Raw genomic sequence first — 13,779 nt, forward strand, 5'->3', positions numbered from 1 at the left:
CTCAGAAATACTTCGGCTCTCTTAAGCTGTCTAGCGACCGCTAAAGAACGCCTCTTGTATTTCGAGCAAGCCTGAACGTCTCGTTCCACTTTATATTTAGTGGTTAAGTCCTCGATCGATTAGTACTGGTCCGCTCCATACATCACTGTACTTCCACTTCCAGCCTATCTACCTGATCATCTCTCAGGGATCTTACTTCCTTAAAGGAATGGGAGATCTCATCTTGAAGGGGGCTTCACGCTTAGATGCTTTCAGCGTTTATCCCGTCCACACATAGCTACCCAGCGATGCCTTTGGCAAGACAACTGGTACACCAGCGGTATGTCCATCCCGGTCCTCTCGTACTAAGGATAGCTCTTCTCAAATCTCCAACGCCCGCGACGGATAGGGACCGAACTGTCTCACGACGTTCTGAACCCAGCTCGCGTGCCGCTTTAATGGGCGAACAGCCCAACCCTTGGGACCGACTACAGCCCCAGGATGCGACGAGCCGACATCGAGGTGCCAAACCTCCCCGTCGATGTGAACTCTTGGGGGAGATAAGCCTGTTATCCCCAGGGTAGCTTTTATCCGTTGAGCGATGGCCCTTCCATACGGAACCACCGGATCACTAAGCCCGACTTTCGTCCCTGCTCGACTTGTAAGTCTCGCAGTCAAGCTCCCTTCTGCCTTTACACTCTTCGAATGATTTCCAACCATTCTGAGGGAACCTTTGGGCGCCTCCGTTACTCTTTAGGAGGCGACCGCCCCAGTCAAACTGCCCATCTGACACTGTCTCCCAACCGGTTGACGGTTGCGGGTTAGAGTGGCCATACAGCGAGGGTAGTATCCCACCATTGCCTCCACCAAGACTGGCGTCCTGGTTTCATTGGCTCCTACCTATCCTGTACAAGCTGTACAGACACTCAATATCAAACTACAGTAAAGCTCCATGGGGTCTTTCCGTCCTGTCGCGGGTAACCTGCATCTTCACAGGTACTATAATTTCACCGAGTCTCTCGTTGAGACAGTGCCCAAATCGTTACACCTTTCGTGCGGGTCGGAACTTACCCGACAAGGAATTTCGCTACCTTAGGACCGTTATAGTTACGGCCGCCGTTTACTGGGGCTTCAATTCAAAGCTTCGCCGAAGCTAACCTTTCCTCTTAACCTTCCAGCACCGGGCAGGTGTCAGCCCCTATACATCTTCTTTCGAATTAGCAGAGACCTGTGTTTTTGGTAAACAGTCGCTTGGGCCTATTCACTGCGGCTGACCAGTTGGTCAGCACCCCTTCTCCCGAAGTTACGGGGTCATTTTGCCGAGTTCCTTAACGAGAGTTCTCTCGATCACCTTAGGATTCTCTCCTCGACTACCTGTGTCGGTTTGCGGTACGGGCAGCCTACTTCTAACTAGAAGCTTTTCTTGACAGTGTGACATCAGATACTTCGGTACTATAAGTTCCCTCCCCATCACAACTTGTCCGTGTGAGTAGAAGCATTTGACTCCTACTCAGACTTGTTGCTTGGGCACGCATATCCAACAGCGTGCTTATCTTAGCCTCCTGCGTCCCTCCATTGTTCAAACAAAGCAGACTGGTACAGGAATCTCTACCTGTTGTCCATCGCCTACGCCTATCGGCCTCAGCTTAGGTCCCGACTAACCCTGGGAGGACGAGCCTTCCCCAGGAAACCTTAGTCATTCGGTGCACGGGATTCTCACCCGTGTTTCGCTACTCATACCGGCATTCTCACTTCTAAGCGCTCCACAAGTCCTCACGATCTTGCTTCAATGCCCTTAGAACGCTCTCCTACCATAGAACCATTGGTTCTATCCGTGGTTTCGGTACCTTGTTTAGCCCCGGTAAATTTTCGGCGCAGGGCCACTCGACTAGTGAGCTATTACGCACTCTTTAAATGATGGCTGCTTCTGAGCCAACATCCTAGTTGTCTGAGCAGCCCCACATCCTTTTCCACTTAACAAGGATTTTGGGACCTTAACCGACGGTCTGGGCTGTTTCCCTTTCCACTACGGATCTTATCACTCGCAGTGTGACTCCCGGATCTACATCAGTGGCATTCGGAGTTTATCAGGATTCGGTAACCCGATAAGGGCCCCTAGTCCAAACAGTCGCTCTACCTCCACGATGCACTATCCGAGGCTAGCCCTAAAGCTATTTCGGAGAGAACCAGCTATCTCCAAGTTCGATTGGAATTTCTCCGCTACCCACACCTCATCCCCGCACTTTTCAACGTACGTGGGTTCGGGCCTCCAGTGCATTTCACTGCACCTTCACCCTGGACATGGGTAGGTCACTTGGTTTCGGGTCGACGACGGCATACTAAACGCCCTATTCAGACTCGCTTTCGCTGCGGCTCCACCTCTTCGGCTTAACCTTGCATGACATCGTCACTCGCCGGTCCATTCTACAAAAGGTACGCCATCACCCGTAAAAGGGCTTTGACTACTTGTAAGCACACGGTTTCAGGTGCTGTTTCACTCCCCTTCCGGGGTTCTTTTCACCTTTCCCTCACGGTACTGGTTCACTATCGGTCACTAGGGAGTATTTAGGCTTGGGAGATGGTCCTCCCGGATTCCGACGGAATTTCTCGTGTTCCGCCGTACTCAGGATACCAGCTAGGTAAGATCAGATGTCGTATACGGGGCTTTCACCCTGTTCCGCACAGCATTCCAACTGTTTCTACTATCTTCACTCGTCCATATCGCCGGTCCTACAACCCCAGAGAGCAAGCTCTCTGGTTTGGCCTCTTCCCGTTTCGCTCGCCGCTACTCAGGGAATCGCATTTGCTTTCTCTTCCTGCAGGTACTGAGATGTTTCAGTTCCCCACGTCTACCTTCTCTCCAGCTATGTATTCACTGAAAAGATATCACCCTATGATTGGTGATGGGTTCCCCCATTCGGAAATCTTTGGATCAAAGCTCACTTACAGCTCCCCAAAGCATATCGGTGTTCGTCCCGTCCTTCGTCGGCTCCTAGTGCCAAGGCATCCACCGTGCGCCCTTATTCACTTAACCTGGTGGTTAAGCGTATGATTATTAGCGATGAGAGTTTCATTCAAGGAACAAAACTGTTCTCAATTGTTAATCTCGGTGTTGTTACTTAACATGTTTGTATTAATTCAACTATCCAGTTTTCAAAGAACAAATATATAGAAGGAATAAATCCTTCAAAACTAAACAAAGTAAAACACCTGTGCAAGGTTCCGTTTGCCCTTAAGGCAATACCCTTAGAAAGGAGGTGATCCAGCCGCACCTTCCGATACGGCTACCTTGTTACGACTTCACCCCAATCATCCATCCCACCTTCGGCGGCTGGCTCCCAAAAGGGTTACCCTACCGACTTCGGGTGTTACAGACTCTCGTGGTGTGACGGGCGGTGTGTACAAGACCCGGGAACGTATTCACCGCGGCGTTCTGATCCGCGATTACTAGCGATTCCAGCTTCATGCAGGCGAGTTGCAGCCTGCAATCCGAACTGAGAATGGCTTTAGGAGATTAGCTAAACCTCGCGGTCTCGCAACTCGTTGTACCATCCATTGTAGCACGTGTGTAGCCCAGGTCATAAGGGGCATGATGATTTGACGTCATCCCCGCCTTCCTCCGGTTTATCACCGGCAGTCTCGCTAGAGTGCCCAACTGAATGCTGGCAACTAACAATAGGGGTTGCGCTCGTTACGGGACTTAACCCAACATCTCACGACACGAGCTGACGACAACCATGCACCACCTGTCACTCTGTCCCCGAAGGGAAAGCTCTATCTCTAGAGTGTTCAGAGGATGTCAAGACCTGGTAAGGTTCTTCGCGTTGCTTCGAATTAAACCACATGCTCCACCGCTTGTGCGGGTCCCCGTCAATTCCTTTGAGTTTCAGCCTTGCGGCCGTACTCCCCAGGCGGAGTGCTTAATGCGTTAGCTCCAGCACTGAAGGGCGGAAACCCTCCAACACTTAGCACTCATCGTTTACGGCGTGGACTACCAGGGTATCTAATCCTGTTCGCTCCCCACGCTTTCGAGCCTCAGCGTCAATTACAGACCAGAAAGTCGCCTTCGCCACTGGTGTTCCTCCATATATCTACGCATTTCACCGCTACACATGGAATTCCACTTTCCTCTTCTGCATTCAAGTCTTCCAGTTTCCAATGACCCTCCACGGTTGAGCCGTGGGCTTTCACATCAGACTTAAAAGACCGCCTGCGCTCGCTTTACGCCCAATAAATCCGGACAACGCTTGTCACCTACGTATTACCGCGGCTGCTGGCACGTAGTTAGCCGTGACTTTCTGGTTAGATACCGTCAAGGCCGGGGCAGTTACTACCCGACTTATTCTTCTCTAACAACAGAGCTTTACGATCCGAAGACCTTCTTCACTCACGCGGTATTGCTCCATCAGGTTTTCACCCATTGTGGAAGATTCCCTACTGCTGCCTCCCGTAGGAGTCTGGGCCGTGTCTCAGTCCCAGTGTGGCCGATCACCCTCTCAGGTCGGCTACGTATCACAGCCTTGGTGAGCCATTACCTCACCAACTAGCTAATACGCCGCGGGTCCATCCATAAGCGGCAGCCGAAGCCACCTTTCATCTAAGAGACAGGCGTCTCAAAGACCTATGCGGTATTAGCATCCGTTTCCGAATGTTATCCCCCTCTTATGGGCAGGTTACCCACGTGTTACTCACCCGTTCGCCACTAATCCATTCTCTGCAAGCAGAGAATTTCATCGTTCGACTTGCATGTATTAGGCATACCGCCAGCGTTCGTCCTGAGCCAGGATCAAACTCTCGTTTTAAGTTTGAAAAGCTCATTGTATTAATTGTGGATGAACCTTGTTCATCCGATAGTTGTCTTGATCCAATAAAGAATCGAAGACCCCTGCACATTTGGTTGTTTTTACTTTGTTCAGTTTTCAAAGATCTACTACTTTATAAGTCGTTGCCTTGTTTGTCAGCAACTTTTATATCATACCACGTTGCCGATTCGATGTCAACACTTTTTTTGAATTTCTTTCGTTTCCAATTTACCAAGTGATGCTTATGTCGTTGTCAGCAACCTATTTATAATACCATTTGCTTAACCATTTGTCAAACATTTTTTGAAAATAAATTAAATTCATTTTCAATACCGGCGGCCGGGGTCGAACCGGCACGCCCTTAACGGGCACTGGATTTTGAGTCCAGCGCGTCTGCCAATTCCGCCACGCCGGCCTGTTAATAATGAAACTAAAAGACAAGGCGGTAACCGGATTTGAACCGGTGATGAAGGTTTTGCAGACCTCTGCCTTACCACTTGGCTATACCGCCATACATTTATCCACTTTGAAATACTAAGTAAAAAACAAAATGAAACTGGGCTACCAGGATTCGAACCTGGGGAATGACGGGATCAAAACCCGCTGCCTTACCGCTTGGCTATAGCCCAATGTTACAAGGGCGACTGATGGGGATCGAACCCACGAATGCCGAGACCACAACCCGGTGCGTTAACCACTTCGCCACAATCGCCAAAATATCAAATTTTGTATTGTAATTCTAATGTTTCACAGGGATAGTAGGAATCGAACCCACATTGACGGTTTTGGAGACCGTAGTTTTACCGTTAAACTATATCCCTAAAAATGGAGGGAGTAGGATTCGAACCTACGAACCCGAAGGAGCGGATTTACAGTCCGCCGCGTTTAGCCACTTCGCTATCCCTCCAATGGCGCAGGACAGAGTCGAACTGCCGACACACGGAGCTTCAATCCGTTGCTCTACCAACTGAGCTACTGCGCCTTGGAAAATATTTCTAACGGTCCCGACGGGATTCGAACCCGCGATCTCCTGCGTGACAGGCAGGCGTGATAACCGCTACACTACGGGACCTTGTCTTTAAAACTTTCATAGTTTGATACTATAGATTCAAATATCTATCATGCTTTAAATTACCAAAGCACCTATAACCATGACAATTGCGGGGACAGGATTCGAACCTGCGACCTCCGGGTTATGAGCCCGACGAGCTGCCAGCTGCTCTACCCCGCGATGATGAATGCAAGCATTCTAATAAACACAGTGGTTAATTCCTATACACATTGTATCTCTGATCCCGCTAAATAACTAGTGCTGCAAGATAAAGGAGGATGTGGGATTCGAACCCACGCGCGTTTTTACACACCTGACGGTTTTCAAGACCGTTCCCTTAAGCCGGACTTGGGTAATCCTCCAGCAAAAACTATATAGTGATTAATCACTAATGACCCCTACGGGATTCGAACCCGTGTTACCGCCGTGAAAGGGCGGTGTCTTAACCGCTTGACCAAGGGGCCAGTATAATATCATTTTAAAACTAATGGGCCTAAGTGGACTCGAACCACCGACCTCACGCTTATCAGGCGTGCGCTCTAACCAGCTGAGCTATAGGCCCCAAACAAAAAAGCGGGTGACGAGAATCGAACTCGCGACAACAGCTTGGAAGGCTGTGGTTTTACCACTAAACTACACCCGCGTTACATTAGGAAGTAGTCCCAACGGGAATAGTCGAACTCGCGATCTCTTACACAAAAAGACAAGTATGATATTCGCTACATTACGGGACCTTTATTTAAAAACTAACTATAAGAAACTGTGGGTTTTACCCATATGTATCATGCTGCAAATTGCTAAAGCAATAACAACCATGACAATTGCGGGGACAGGATTCGAACCTGCGACCTCCGGGTTATGAGCCCGACGAGCTGCCAGCTGCTCTACCCCGCGATAAAAAGTATATGATTCGAAAGTGGACCTTGCAGGACTCGAACCTGCGACCGGACGGTTATGAGCCGTCTGCTCTAACCAACTGAGCTAAAGGTCCGATTTCCTGTAAAATTTATAGCGGCGGAGGGAGTCGAACCCACGACCTCACGGGTATGAACCGTACGCTCTAGCCAGCTGAGCTACACCGCCAATTTATGATAGTTATAAAAGATAACTATCGGGAAGACAGGATTCGAACCTGCGACCCCTTGGTCCCAAACCAAGTGCTCTACCAAGCTGAGCTACTTCCCGTATATCCACTCTTTTACTCCCCATTCGGAAAGATGCACCCTAGAGGAGTCGAACCTCTAACCGCCTGATTCGTAGTCAGGTACTCTATCCAATTGAGCTAAGGGTGCGAATAAAACTAGTGCCGAGGGCCGGAGTCGAACCGGCACGGTGAAAACTCACCGCAGGATTTTAAGTCCTGTGCGTCTACCAATTCCGCCACCCCGGCTAAAAGGTGTTTACACTTAGTAGAACTAAATAATTTTCAACTTGCTGTTGTTTTTGATTTTAATAGTAAGTATCCAAGCGAAAGACGGGATTCGAACCCGCGACCCCCACCTTGGCAAGGTGATGTTCTACCACTGAACTACTTTCGCTAAATGATGCCGGCTAAAGGAGTCGAACCCTCGACCTACTGATTACAAATCAGTTGCTCTACCAACTGAGCTAAGCCGGCATATTAGAAAATTCAAAGCTATGCGGATGGAGGGACTTGAACCCCCACGCCGTGAAGCGCTAGATCCTAAATCTAGTGCGTCTGCCAATTCCGCCACATCCGCGTTGCTTGTTACACTTATAGTGTAATGAGACATGCAGGGTTCGAACCTGCGACCCTCTGATTAAAAGTCAGATGCTCTACCGACTGAGCTAATGTCTCAGAAGACTATGGAGGTTAACGGGCTCGAACCGCTGACCCTCTGCTTGTAAGGCAGATGCTCTCCCAACTGAGCTAAACCTCCATTAGTACTTTTAGAAGTACTTTGCATAACGACGTCCTGCTTTCGCAAAGAGAAACCCTTCACTATCCTCGGCGCTGAGAAGCTTAACTTCTGTGTTCGAAATGGGAACAGGTGGATCCTTCTCGCCATAACCGCTATACAATTTAAGCTGTCAGTGCTTAATGAAATAATCAATTAGCAGCAACTCTTATATAATACAATGGCCTTGTATCTTTGTCAATCATTTTTACTGATTTTTTCAAAAATAAAAATGCCGAGAACAAATTCCTCGGCATTTCAAACAAACAAATGGCTGTTCGCTCTTTATTGATTTCCCCAGTTCTGTTCTATAAAACCAACTCTCCCAGACCCTCTACTATAACGATTATAGTGGGCGGATTCTTTTTTATAAAAGTCTTGATGATATTCTTCTGCTTTATAAAAAGGATGCGCTGGTTCTATTGAAGTCACAATTGGTTCACTGAACTTACCACTTTGTTCTAGTGCCTCTTTTGATTTTTCTGCTTTTTCTTTTTGCTCCTCAGATTTGTAAAAAATAACTGGTCGATAGGAATCGCCTCTGTCAGCAAATTGCCCACCGGCGTCAGTAGGGTCGGTTTGATGCCAATAAATCTCTACAAGCTCTTCATAAGATATTTTAGAAGGGTCGTACGTAATTTCTACCGCTTCAGTATGTCCTGTTTTTCCAGATGTCACTTGACTATAAGTGGGATTTTCAACAGTTCCCCCAGTATACCCAGAAACAACTTTCTCAATCCCAGGTAATGAATCAAAAGGTTTTACCATACACCAAAAACACCCACCAGCAAAAATTGCTGTTTCAAAATTTTTATCAGACACATTATCCCTCCTGATCAATTTCTTCCTTTATAGTATATCATCAAAACCCTTAAGTATTTAATTAAAAACACTTACAAGTCTAAATCATTTTATAACTGTTACTCCACCCATATATGGTACCAGAACTTCTGGGACTTTGACAGAACCGTCTTCTTGCTGATAATTTTCCAGAATTGCTGCTACTGTTCTCCCAATAGCTAATCCAGATCCATTAAGAGTATGGACAAAATCAATTTTGCCGTCTTCTTCACGTCTATAGCGAATTTTCGCCCTTCTCGCCTGAAACGCTTCAGTATTTGAACATGAGCTAATTTCTCTATAGGTATTCTGGGCTGGAATCCATACTTCCAAATCGTAGGTTTTAGCAGCGGCAAATCCAGTATCTCCTGTTGAAAGCAAAACGACTCTATATGGTAAATTCAGCTTTTTCAAGATAGCTTCTGCATTGGCAGTCATTTTCTCCAATTCCTCATAAGATTCTTCTGGTTTGGCAAGTTTTACCATTTCAACTTTATTGAATTGGTGGAGTCTGATTAAACCACGAGTATCACGACCGGCACTTCCAGCTTCGGAACGGAAAGAAGGTGTTAATGCAGTGAAGTATTTAGGTAAATCAGTCTCTTCTAAAATTTCATTTCTGTAGTAATTCGTCAACGGTACTTCTGCTGTAGGAATCAACGTTAATGCAGAATCTTGAATCTGGAATACATCTTCTTTGAATTTTGGAAATTGTCCTGTAGCATATAATGATTCTTCATTAGCTAAATAAGGTGGAATCATTTCGTAATAACCATGTTCTTCTGTATGAACATCCAGCATAAAGTTGTAAAGTGCTCTTTCTAAACGTGCACCTAAGCCTTTATAGTATAAAAACCGGCTCTTCGCTACTTTTGCTCCTCTTTCAAAATCTAGAATATCTAAATCCGTTCCAATCTCCCAATGTGGTTTCGGTTCAAAGTCAAATTGTTCGTTGGTTCCGTTACCCCATCTGCGGACTTCTTCATTAGAGTCTTCATCTGCACCAACTGGCAAAGAATCATGTGGTAAGTTAGGTAACCCATCTGCTATCTCTTGAAACTGTTCTTCTACTTCTTCTAGCTCTTTATCGATACGCTTAATATCTGCTCCAACTTTTTGCATAGCAGCAATTGACTCGTCCGCATTTTCTTTATTTCTTTTCCTTGTAGCGATTTCGTCAGAAACTTGATTACGATATTTTTTTAATCTTTCTGATTCTTGGATAGCTTCTCTTCTTTTTTCATCCAATGCTTTTAATTGGTCAAGTTCTTTCGGATTTACTCCACGTGTTTCTAATTTTTTCTTTACCTGATCAAATTCGTTACGAATCATTTTAATATCCAACATATGTTTTCCTCTTTTCTTTTTTGTTGTAGGTACGAAAAAAAGCAGTCTTTCATTCCTTCTATTATGAAGGGACGAAAGACTGCTTTTCGCGGTACCACCCTGATTCAGGAAAATTTCAAATCTTCCTGCTCTCTATGAGTTTTAACGGGCTCTACCGAGACAATTTAAACGATAGTCGTCTCACTGTCTACTCATGCGATGGATTCAGGTTATAAAGTATCAGTTCACACCATACACTGACTCTCTTAAACTTTAGTCTCCTTACTATTTCACACTTATACGTTCAATTTTATATACACTGATTTTACTTTAATCTTTAGGTTAAAGCAACTAGTATTATGATATTTATTTTAAAAACGCTCCATCAATCCACCAAAGAAATCACTGAACCAAGTACCGATTACAGAAAAGAAACCTGCACGATCTACTGACTCAGCAGTAACTACTGATACTTTATTATGTTCACTTCCATCAAGGTATCCTAAATTTTCCCCTTCATAAGTGAAAGTTAACGTTCCTATTTCTTGTCCTTTTTCTATCGGGGCTTCAAGTTCACCATCTTTATTCAAAGCCTCTTCATCAACATCAAATGTCCATGTGACATCTTCCTGCTCTACTCCGTTAGGAAGTAAATATTCTAATGATTCAGCTGACATGACCTCTACCGAATCTTCTTTCCCGTTACGCACCATAATTGGGTCTACATCTTCAAGGACAGTGTTTCCTTCCATGATAGACGCCGCTTCCCACTCATTGAATCCATAATCCATAATTTTGTCTGTTTCATCAAACCTCTGATTTTTGTTCTCGATTCCATCGCCTGCGCCCATGACAACTGTTATAATTCTACGTCCGTCTTCCATAGATGTTCCAGTAAAATTCGCCCCTGCAAATGGAGTCGTTCCTGTCTTCAGTCCATCTACATTTGGCCTTTCGTGAAGTAACCCTTCCAGCATCCAGTTCCAGTTTTTCATTAAGATAGCATCATCTGTGCCTTCACGAAATACCATACTCGGAATACTAGATGTGTCTAAGACTTCTGGATAGTCTTTCAGTAAATGAGAGGCTACTGTCGCTATCCCTTTAGCAGACATAACATTCTCATCCTCAGCAGTGCTTCCAGGGTAGATGTTCTCTCCTAAAGAAGCATTACTCAATCCAGTAGTATTATAAATTTCATAATCTGTAATTCCCCATGATTCTACTAATTCATGCATTCTATCTACCATCGCCGGCTCTGATCCTGCTATTTGTTCAGCAATAGCTACTGTAGCTCCATTGGCAGAATATATAGCAAGTGCTTGATAAAGTTCTTCCAAACTGTATACTTCACCTTTTTTTAGCGGAACATTAGATAATTCATAATTTTGACTAACTTGGTAAGCATAGTCACTAATCGTTACTTCAGTATTCCAGTCGAGATTTCCCGCTTCTATTTCTTGAAATAAAATATATTCGACCATCATCTTAGTCATTGAAGCAATCCCTCTTTGATCATCAGCATTCTGATCTAAAAGTATTTGATTAGTCTCAAAATCTACAACTAAAGCTGACTCTGCATCGACTTCTGGTGCTTCTGCTGCTAGTACTGTAGAATTAGTGTTTATTACAAATGGAAGCAGTACGCTAGCAGATAATCCTGAAACAGCGATTTTTTTAAATTGGTTTTTAAGTATTTTCATGGTTTAGTGAGCTCTCCTATAATATGCACTCTTTTTTATGCATCTATTTTTTTGTTTTAGCAGTTGATTCAGTCTGGTAAGCTATTTATATCGTTCAAAAATCAACCTCTTATATCGTACTCTGACATCCATAAAAACACAACCTGTTTTGAGTGATTTTCAAAAATTAGACATTTCTCTAAACATTCTACCAAACATGTTTTCCTCTTTATAAAAAAAATACCAGTTATTTAAAATAACTGGCACTTCTAAAATAACTCATCTTACATTTTCTGCTCTAAAGGAAGTTGAATATCAAAACTTGTCCAGTCATCATCTGATTTTGCTGTGATGGTTCCTCCATGTAATTCTATAATGCTTTGCGCAATAGCTAAGCCTAATCCAGTTCCAGCTGTTTCCTGAGATCTAGATATTTCAGCGCGATAAAATCTTTCAAAAATCTGTTCAACTGCTTCTTTCGGGAGAGCTTCACCATCATTTTTCACAGATATGTTTGCTTGACTATCTACTTTATCAACTTCTATCTTAATAATATTGCCGCCTTTTCCATATTTCAATGCATTCGAAATTAAATTATTGAATACCCGGACTAATTTTTCTGTATCAGCTATCATCATCAGCCGTTCGAACGGTGAATGTACGATAATTTCTACTTCTTTGCTCTGCGCTTCCAGTTCAAAATCAATAGCTAATTGTTCAATCAGCTGAATCATATCAAAAGATACACACTGCAGTGGTGTAGTTGTTTGTCTTACTTTGGTATATTCAAACAAGTCGTCAACTAACACTTTCATCTGCTTCGCTTTCTGATAAGCAGTATGAACATATTTTTGAAGTTCATCTGTTGAGCGGAATCTTCCTTCTTCTATCAAACCTAAGTAGCCAATAATTGAAGTCAGCGGTGTTCGAATATCATGACTCACATTCGTGATCAACTCATCCTTTGATTGTTCGATTCTCCGTTCTTCTTCCATCGCTTCGACTGTAGAATCGACTAACACATGAATACTGTCAACCACTTTACCTATATCTCCACTATATTTCCCTCGGATTTTATGAGTATAATTCCCCTGAGCAATAAAATGAAGTTCATCAATAATATGTCTTAATTCATATTGTCTATATCTTCTTTTCAGCCGCCAGTAAATTGCCCCAACAGCTACAATGACCAGCAGAAACAAAACAAAGGGTGTAATCCCCCAAAGGTCTTGTTGGCGATCTTGCAAAAAAACCTCTTCAATAAACCATAGATTCCCAAATACACTGGGGAAAGCTTCCACAAACCAGCCCATGATCTCATATGTTGCGAAATAACATAATAAGATGATTCCTGCTGTGACAAAACCTTCAATCAGCAGTCGAAATCTTTCTCTTAATGTCAGTTTCATTTATTTGCTCCTTCTGCCTGCTTTGATCAACCCACTATCCTTATTAGTCAAAACTTTGTTTTTCTTCTATTTTATAACCTACACCCCAAACAGTTTTGACCACATTTTCTCCGCCAGTTGCTTTTTCAATTTTATCTCTTAAATGGCTCACATGAACCATTACTGTTTTTGCCGGAACAAGGCTCTCCTGCTTCCACACTCTTTCAAAAATTTCATCAGCACTGAAGACGCGGTTTGGATTACTTGCTAGCAAAAACAAAATACCGAACTCTAATGCCGTCAACTGAATTAAAGACCCTTCTACTGTTTCAACTTGATGTTGTTCTTTTCGAATGACTAATGGTCCGATTTCTAATTCTCCGGCCTCTGACTCTCTATTTGTATAAGAACTTCTTCTCATCAGGGATTTAACTCTTGCAACTACTTCTAATGGATTAAATGGTTTAACTACGTAATCATCTGCTCCATTAGCCAATCCTCTAATTTTGTCAACATCCGCTGTTTTTGCACTCAACATCAGTATAGGAAGTTGTGATTCTTCTCTAACTTCTTTTACCACTTCTAAGCCTGTTTTTTTAGGCATCATGACATCTAATATTAAGCAATCAATTTCTTGTTCGTGTAATTTTTCAAGTGTTTCCTGTCCGTTATAAGCTTTTTCAACTTCAAAGCCTTCATTCTTTATATAGATTTCTAAAAGGTCACAAATTTCTTTATCGTCATCAGCAATCAATACTCTCATGATATTGCCTCCTTTGATTATATTCTCTT

5 protein-coding genes, 24 tRNA genes, 3 rRNA genes and 1 other annotated feature are annotated in these 13,779 nt (G+C 43.9%); all 32 genes read right to left on the minus strand.

Annotated features, from left to right (window positions below):
* Positions 1 to 99: 99 nt before the first annotated feature.
* A 23S ribosomal RNA gene (locus tag BKP56_RS02050) occupies positions 100 to 3,013 on the minus strand.
* 216 nt (positions 3,014 to 3,229) lie between these two features.
* Positions 3,230 to 4,781: ribosomal RNA gene (locus tag BKP56_RS02055) — 16S ribosomal RNA — on the minus strand.
* The 16S and 23S rRNA genes sit together here with 24 tRNA genes alongside, the layout of an rRNA operon.
* 330 nt (positions 4,782 to 5,111) lie before the next feature.
* Positions 5,112 to 5,196 (minus strand) — tRNA-Leu (locus BKP56_RS02060).
* Positions 5,197 to 5,221: 25 nt separating this feature from the next.
* Positions 5,222 to 5,292: transfer RNA gene (locus BKP56_RS02065), tRNA-Cys, on the minus strand.
* A 45-nt stretch (positions 5,293 to 5,337) separates the two neighbouring features.
* Positions 5,338 to 5,410 (minus strand) — tRNA-Gln (locus tag BKP56_RS02070).
* Between the two features lie 10 nt (positions 5,411 to 5,420).
* A tRNA-His gene (locus BKP56_RS02075) sits at positions 5,421 to 5,493 on the minus strand.
* A 38-nt stretch (positions 5,494 to 5,531) separates the two neighbouring features.
* Positions 5,532 to 5,602 (minus strand) — tRNA-Trp (locus BKP56_RS02080).
* Between the two features lie 5 nt (positions 5,603 to 5,607).
* Positions 5,608 to 5,688 (minus strand) — tRNA-Tyr (locus BKP56_RS02085).
* Positions 5,689 to 5,690: 2 nt separating this feature from the next.
* Positions 5,691 to 5,763 (minus strand) — tRNA-Phe (locus BKP56_RS02090).
* A 17-nt stretch (positions 5,764 to 5,780) separates the two neighbouring features.
* Positions 5,781 to 5,853, minus strand: a tRNA-Asp gene (locus tag BKP56_RS02095).
* A gap of 86 nt (positions 5,854 to 5,939) precedes the next feature.
* Positions 5,940 to 6,012, minus strand: a tRNA-Met gene (locus BKP56_RS02100).
* A 92-nt stretch (positions 6,013 to 6,104) separates the two neighbouring features.
* Positions 6,105 to 6,194 (minus strand) — tRNA-Ser (locus BKP56_RS02105).
* Between the two features lie 30 nt (positions 6,195 to 6,224).
* Positions 6,225 to 6,296: transfer RNA gene (locus BKP56_RS02110), tRNA-Glu, on the minus strand.
* Between the two features lie 24 nt (positions 6,297 to 6,320).
* Positions 6,321 to 6,394 (minus strand) — tRNA-Ile (locus BKP56_RS02115).
* Positions 6,395 to 6,404: 10 nt separating this feature from the next.
* Positions 6,405 to 6,475 (minus strand) — tRNA-Gly (locus BKP56_RS02120).
* Between the two features lie 178 nt (positions 6,476 to 6,653).
* Positions 6,654 to 6,726, minus strand: a tRNA-Met gene (locus BKP56_RS02125).
* 23 nt (positions 6,727 to 6,749) lie between these two features.
* Positions 6,750 to 6,823, minus strand: a tRNA-Ile gene (locus tag BKP56_RS02130).
* 18 nt (positions 6,824 to 6,841) lie between these two features.
* Positions 6,842 to 6,915: transfer RNA gene (locus BKP56_RS02135), tRNA-Met, on the minus strand.
* Between the two features lie 28 nt (positions 6,916 to 6,943).
* Positions 6,944 to 7,017, minus strand: a tRNA-Pro gene (locus BKP56_RS02140).
* 33 nt (positions 7,018 to 7,050) lie between these two features.
* A tRNA-Arg gene (locus tag BKP56_RS02145) sits at positions 7,051 to 7,124 on the minus strand.
* Positions 7,125 to 7,136: 12 nt separating this feature from the next.
* Positions 7,137 to 7,222, minus strand: a tRNA-Leu gene (locus tag BKP56_RS02150).
* 76 nt (positions 7,223 to 7,298) lie between these two features.
* Positions 7,299 to 7,370, minus strand: a tRNA-Gly gene (locus tag BKP56_RS02155).
* Between the two features lie 7 nt (positions 7,371 to 7,377).
* Positions 7,378 to 7,450 (minus strand) — tRNA-Thr (locus BKP56_RS02160).
* 21 nt (positions 7,451 to 7,471) lie between these two features.
* Positions 7,472 to 7,553: transfer RNA gene (locus tag BKP56_RS02165), tRNA-Leu, on the minus strand.
* A 25-nt stretch (positions 7,554 to 7,578) separates the two neighbouring features.
* Positions 7,579 to 7,651, minus strand: a tRNA-Lys gene (locus tag BKP56_RS02170).
* Between the two features lie 9 nt (positions 7,652 to 7,660).
* Positions 7,661 to 7,733 (minus strand) — tRNA-Val (locus BKP56_RS02175).
* A 23-nt stretch (positions 7,734 to 7,756) separates the two neighbouring features.
* Positions 7,757 to 7,872, minus strand: a 5S ribosomal RNA gene (gene rrf, locus BKP56_RS02180).
* 164 nt (positions 7,873 to 8,036) lie between these two features.
* Positions 8,037 to 8,519 (minus strand): peptide-methionine (S)-S-oxide reductase MsrA, encoded by a 483-nt coding sequence (msrA, locus tag BKP56_RS02185; protein WP_232226951.1) that lies wholly within the window; start codon positions 8,517 to 8,519, stop codon positions 8,037 to 8,039.
* A gap of 138 nt (positions 8,520 to 8,657) precedes the next feature.
* Entirely contained in the window at positions 8,658 to 9,938 is a 1,281-nt protein-coding gene (serS, locus tag BKP56_RS02190; RefSeq protein WP_072693512.1) for a serine--tRNA ligase, read from the minus strand.
* A 64-nt stretch (positions 9,939 to 10,002) separates the two neighbouring features.
* Positions 10,003 to 10,227 (minus strand) — a binding site (T-box leader).
* A 61-nt stretch (positions 10,228 to 10,288) separates the two neighbouring features.
* The gene (locus BKP56_RS02195) at positions 10,289 to 11,620 is read right to left on the minus strand and encodes a serine hydrolase (RefSeq protein ID WP_072693513.1); all 1,332 of its coding nucleotides are present in this window, start codon (positions 11,618 to 11,620) and stop codon (positions 10,289 to 10,291) included.
* Positions 11,621 to 11,883: 263 nt separating this feature from the next.
* Positions 11,884 to 13,008 carry a sensor histidine kinase gene (locus BKP56_RS02200; RefSeq protein WP_072693514.1) on the minus strand — a complete coding sequence of 375 codons (1,125 nt, stop codon included), beginning with the start codon at positions 13,006 to 13,008 and terminating at the stop codon, positions 11,884 to 11,886.
* 43 nt (positions 13,009 to 13,051) lie between these two features.
* Entirely contained in the window at positions 13,052 to 13,750 is a 699-nt protein-coding gene (locus tag BKP56_RS02205) for a response regulator transcription factor (protein ID WP_072693515.1), read from the minus strand.
* Positions 13,751 to 13,779 lie beyond the last annotated feature (29 nt).

The sequence above is a fragment of the Marinilactibacillus sp. 15R genome (assembly GCF_001895285.1).
GTDB lineage: Bacteria > Bacillota > Bacilli > Lactobacillales > Carnobacteriaceae_A > Marinilactibacillus > Marinilactibacillus piezotolerans.

Bases quoted from the DNA above. Each gene is read 5' to 3' on its own strand.
- BKP56_RS02200 (WP_072693514.1), bottom strand. From the start codon at position 13,008: ATGAAACTGACATTAAGAGAAAGATTTCGACTGCTGATTGAAGGTTTT.
- msrA (WP_232226951.1), bottom strand. From the start codon at position 8,519: ATGGTAAAACCTTTTGATTCATTACCTGGGATTGAGAAAGTTGTTTCT.
- BKP56_RS02205 (WP_072693515.1), bottom strand. From the start codon at position 13,750: ATGAGAGTATTGATTGCTGATGACGATAAAGAAATTTGTGACCTTTTA.
- serS (WP_072693512.1), bottom strand. From the start codon at position 9,938: ATGTTGGATATTAAAATGATTCGTAACGAATTTGATCAGGTAAAGAAA.
- BKP56_RS02195 (WP_072693513.1), bottom strand. From the start codon at position 11,620: ATGAAAATACTTAAAAACCAATTTAAAAAAATCGCTGTTTCAGGATTA.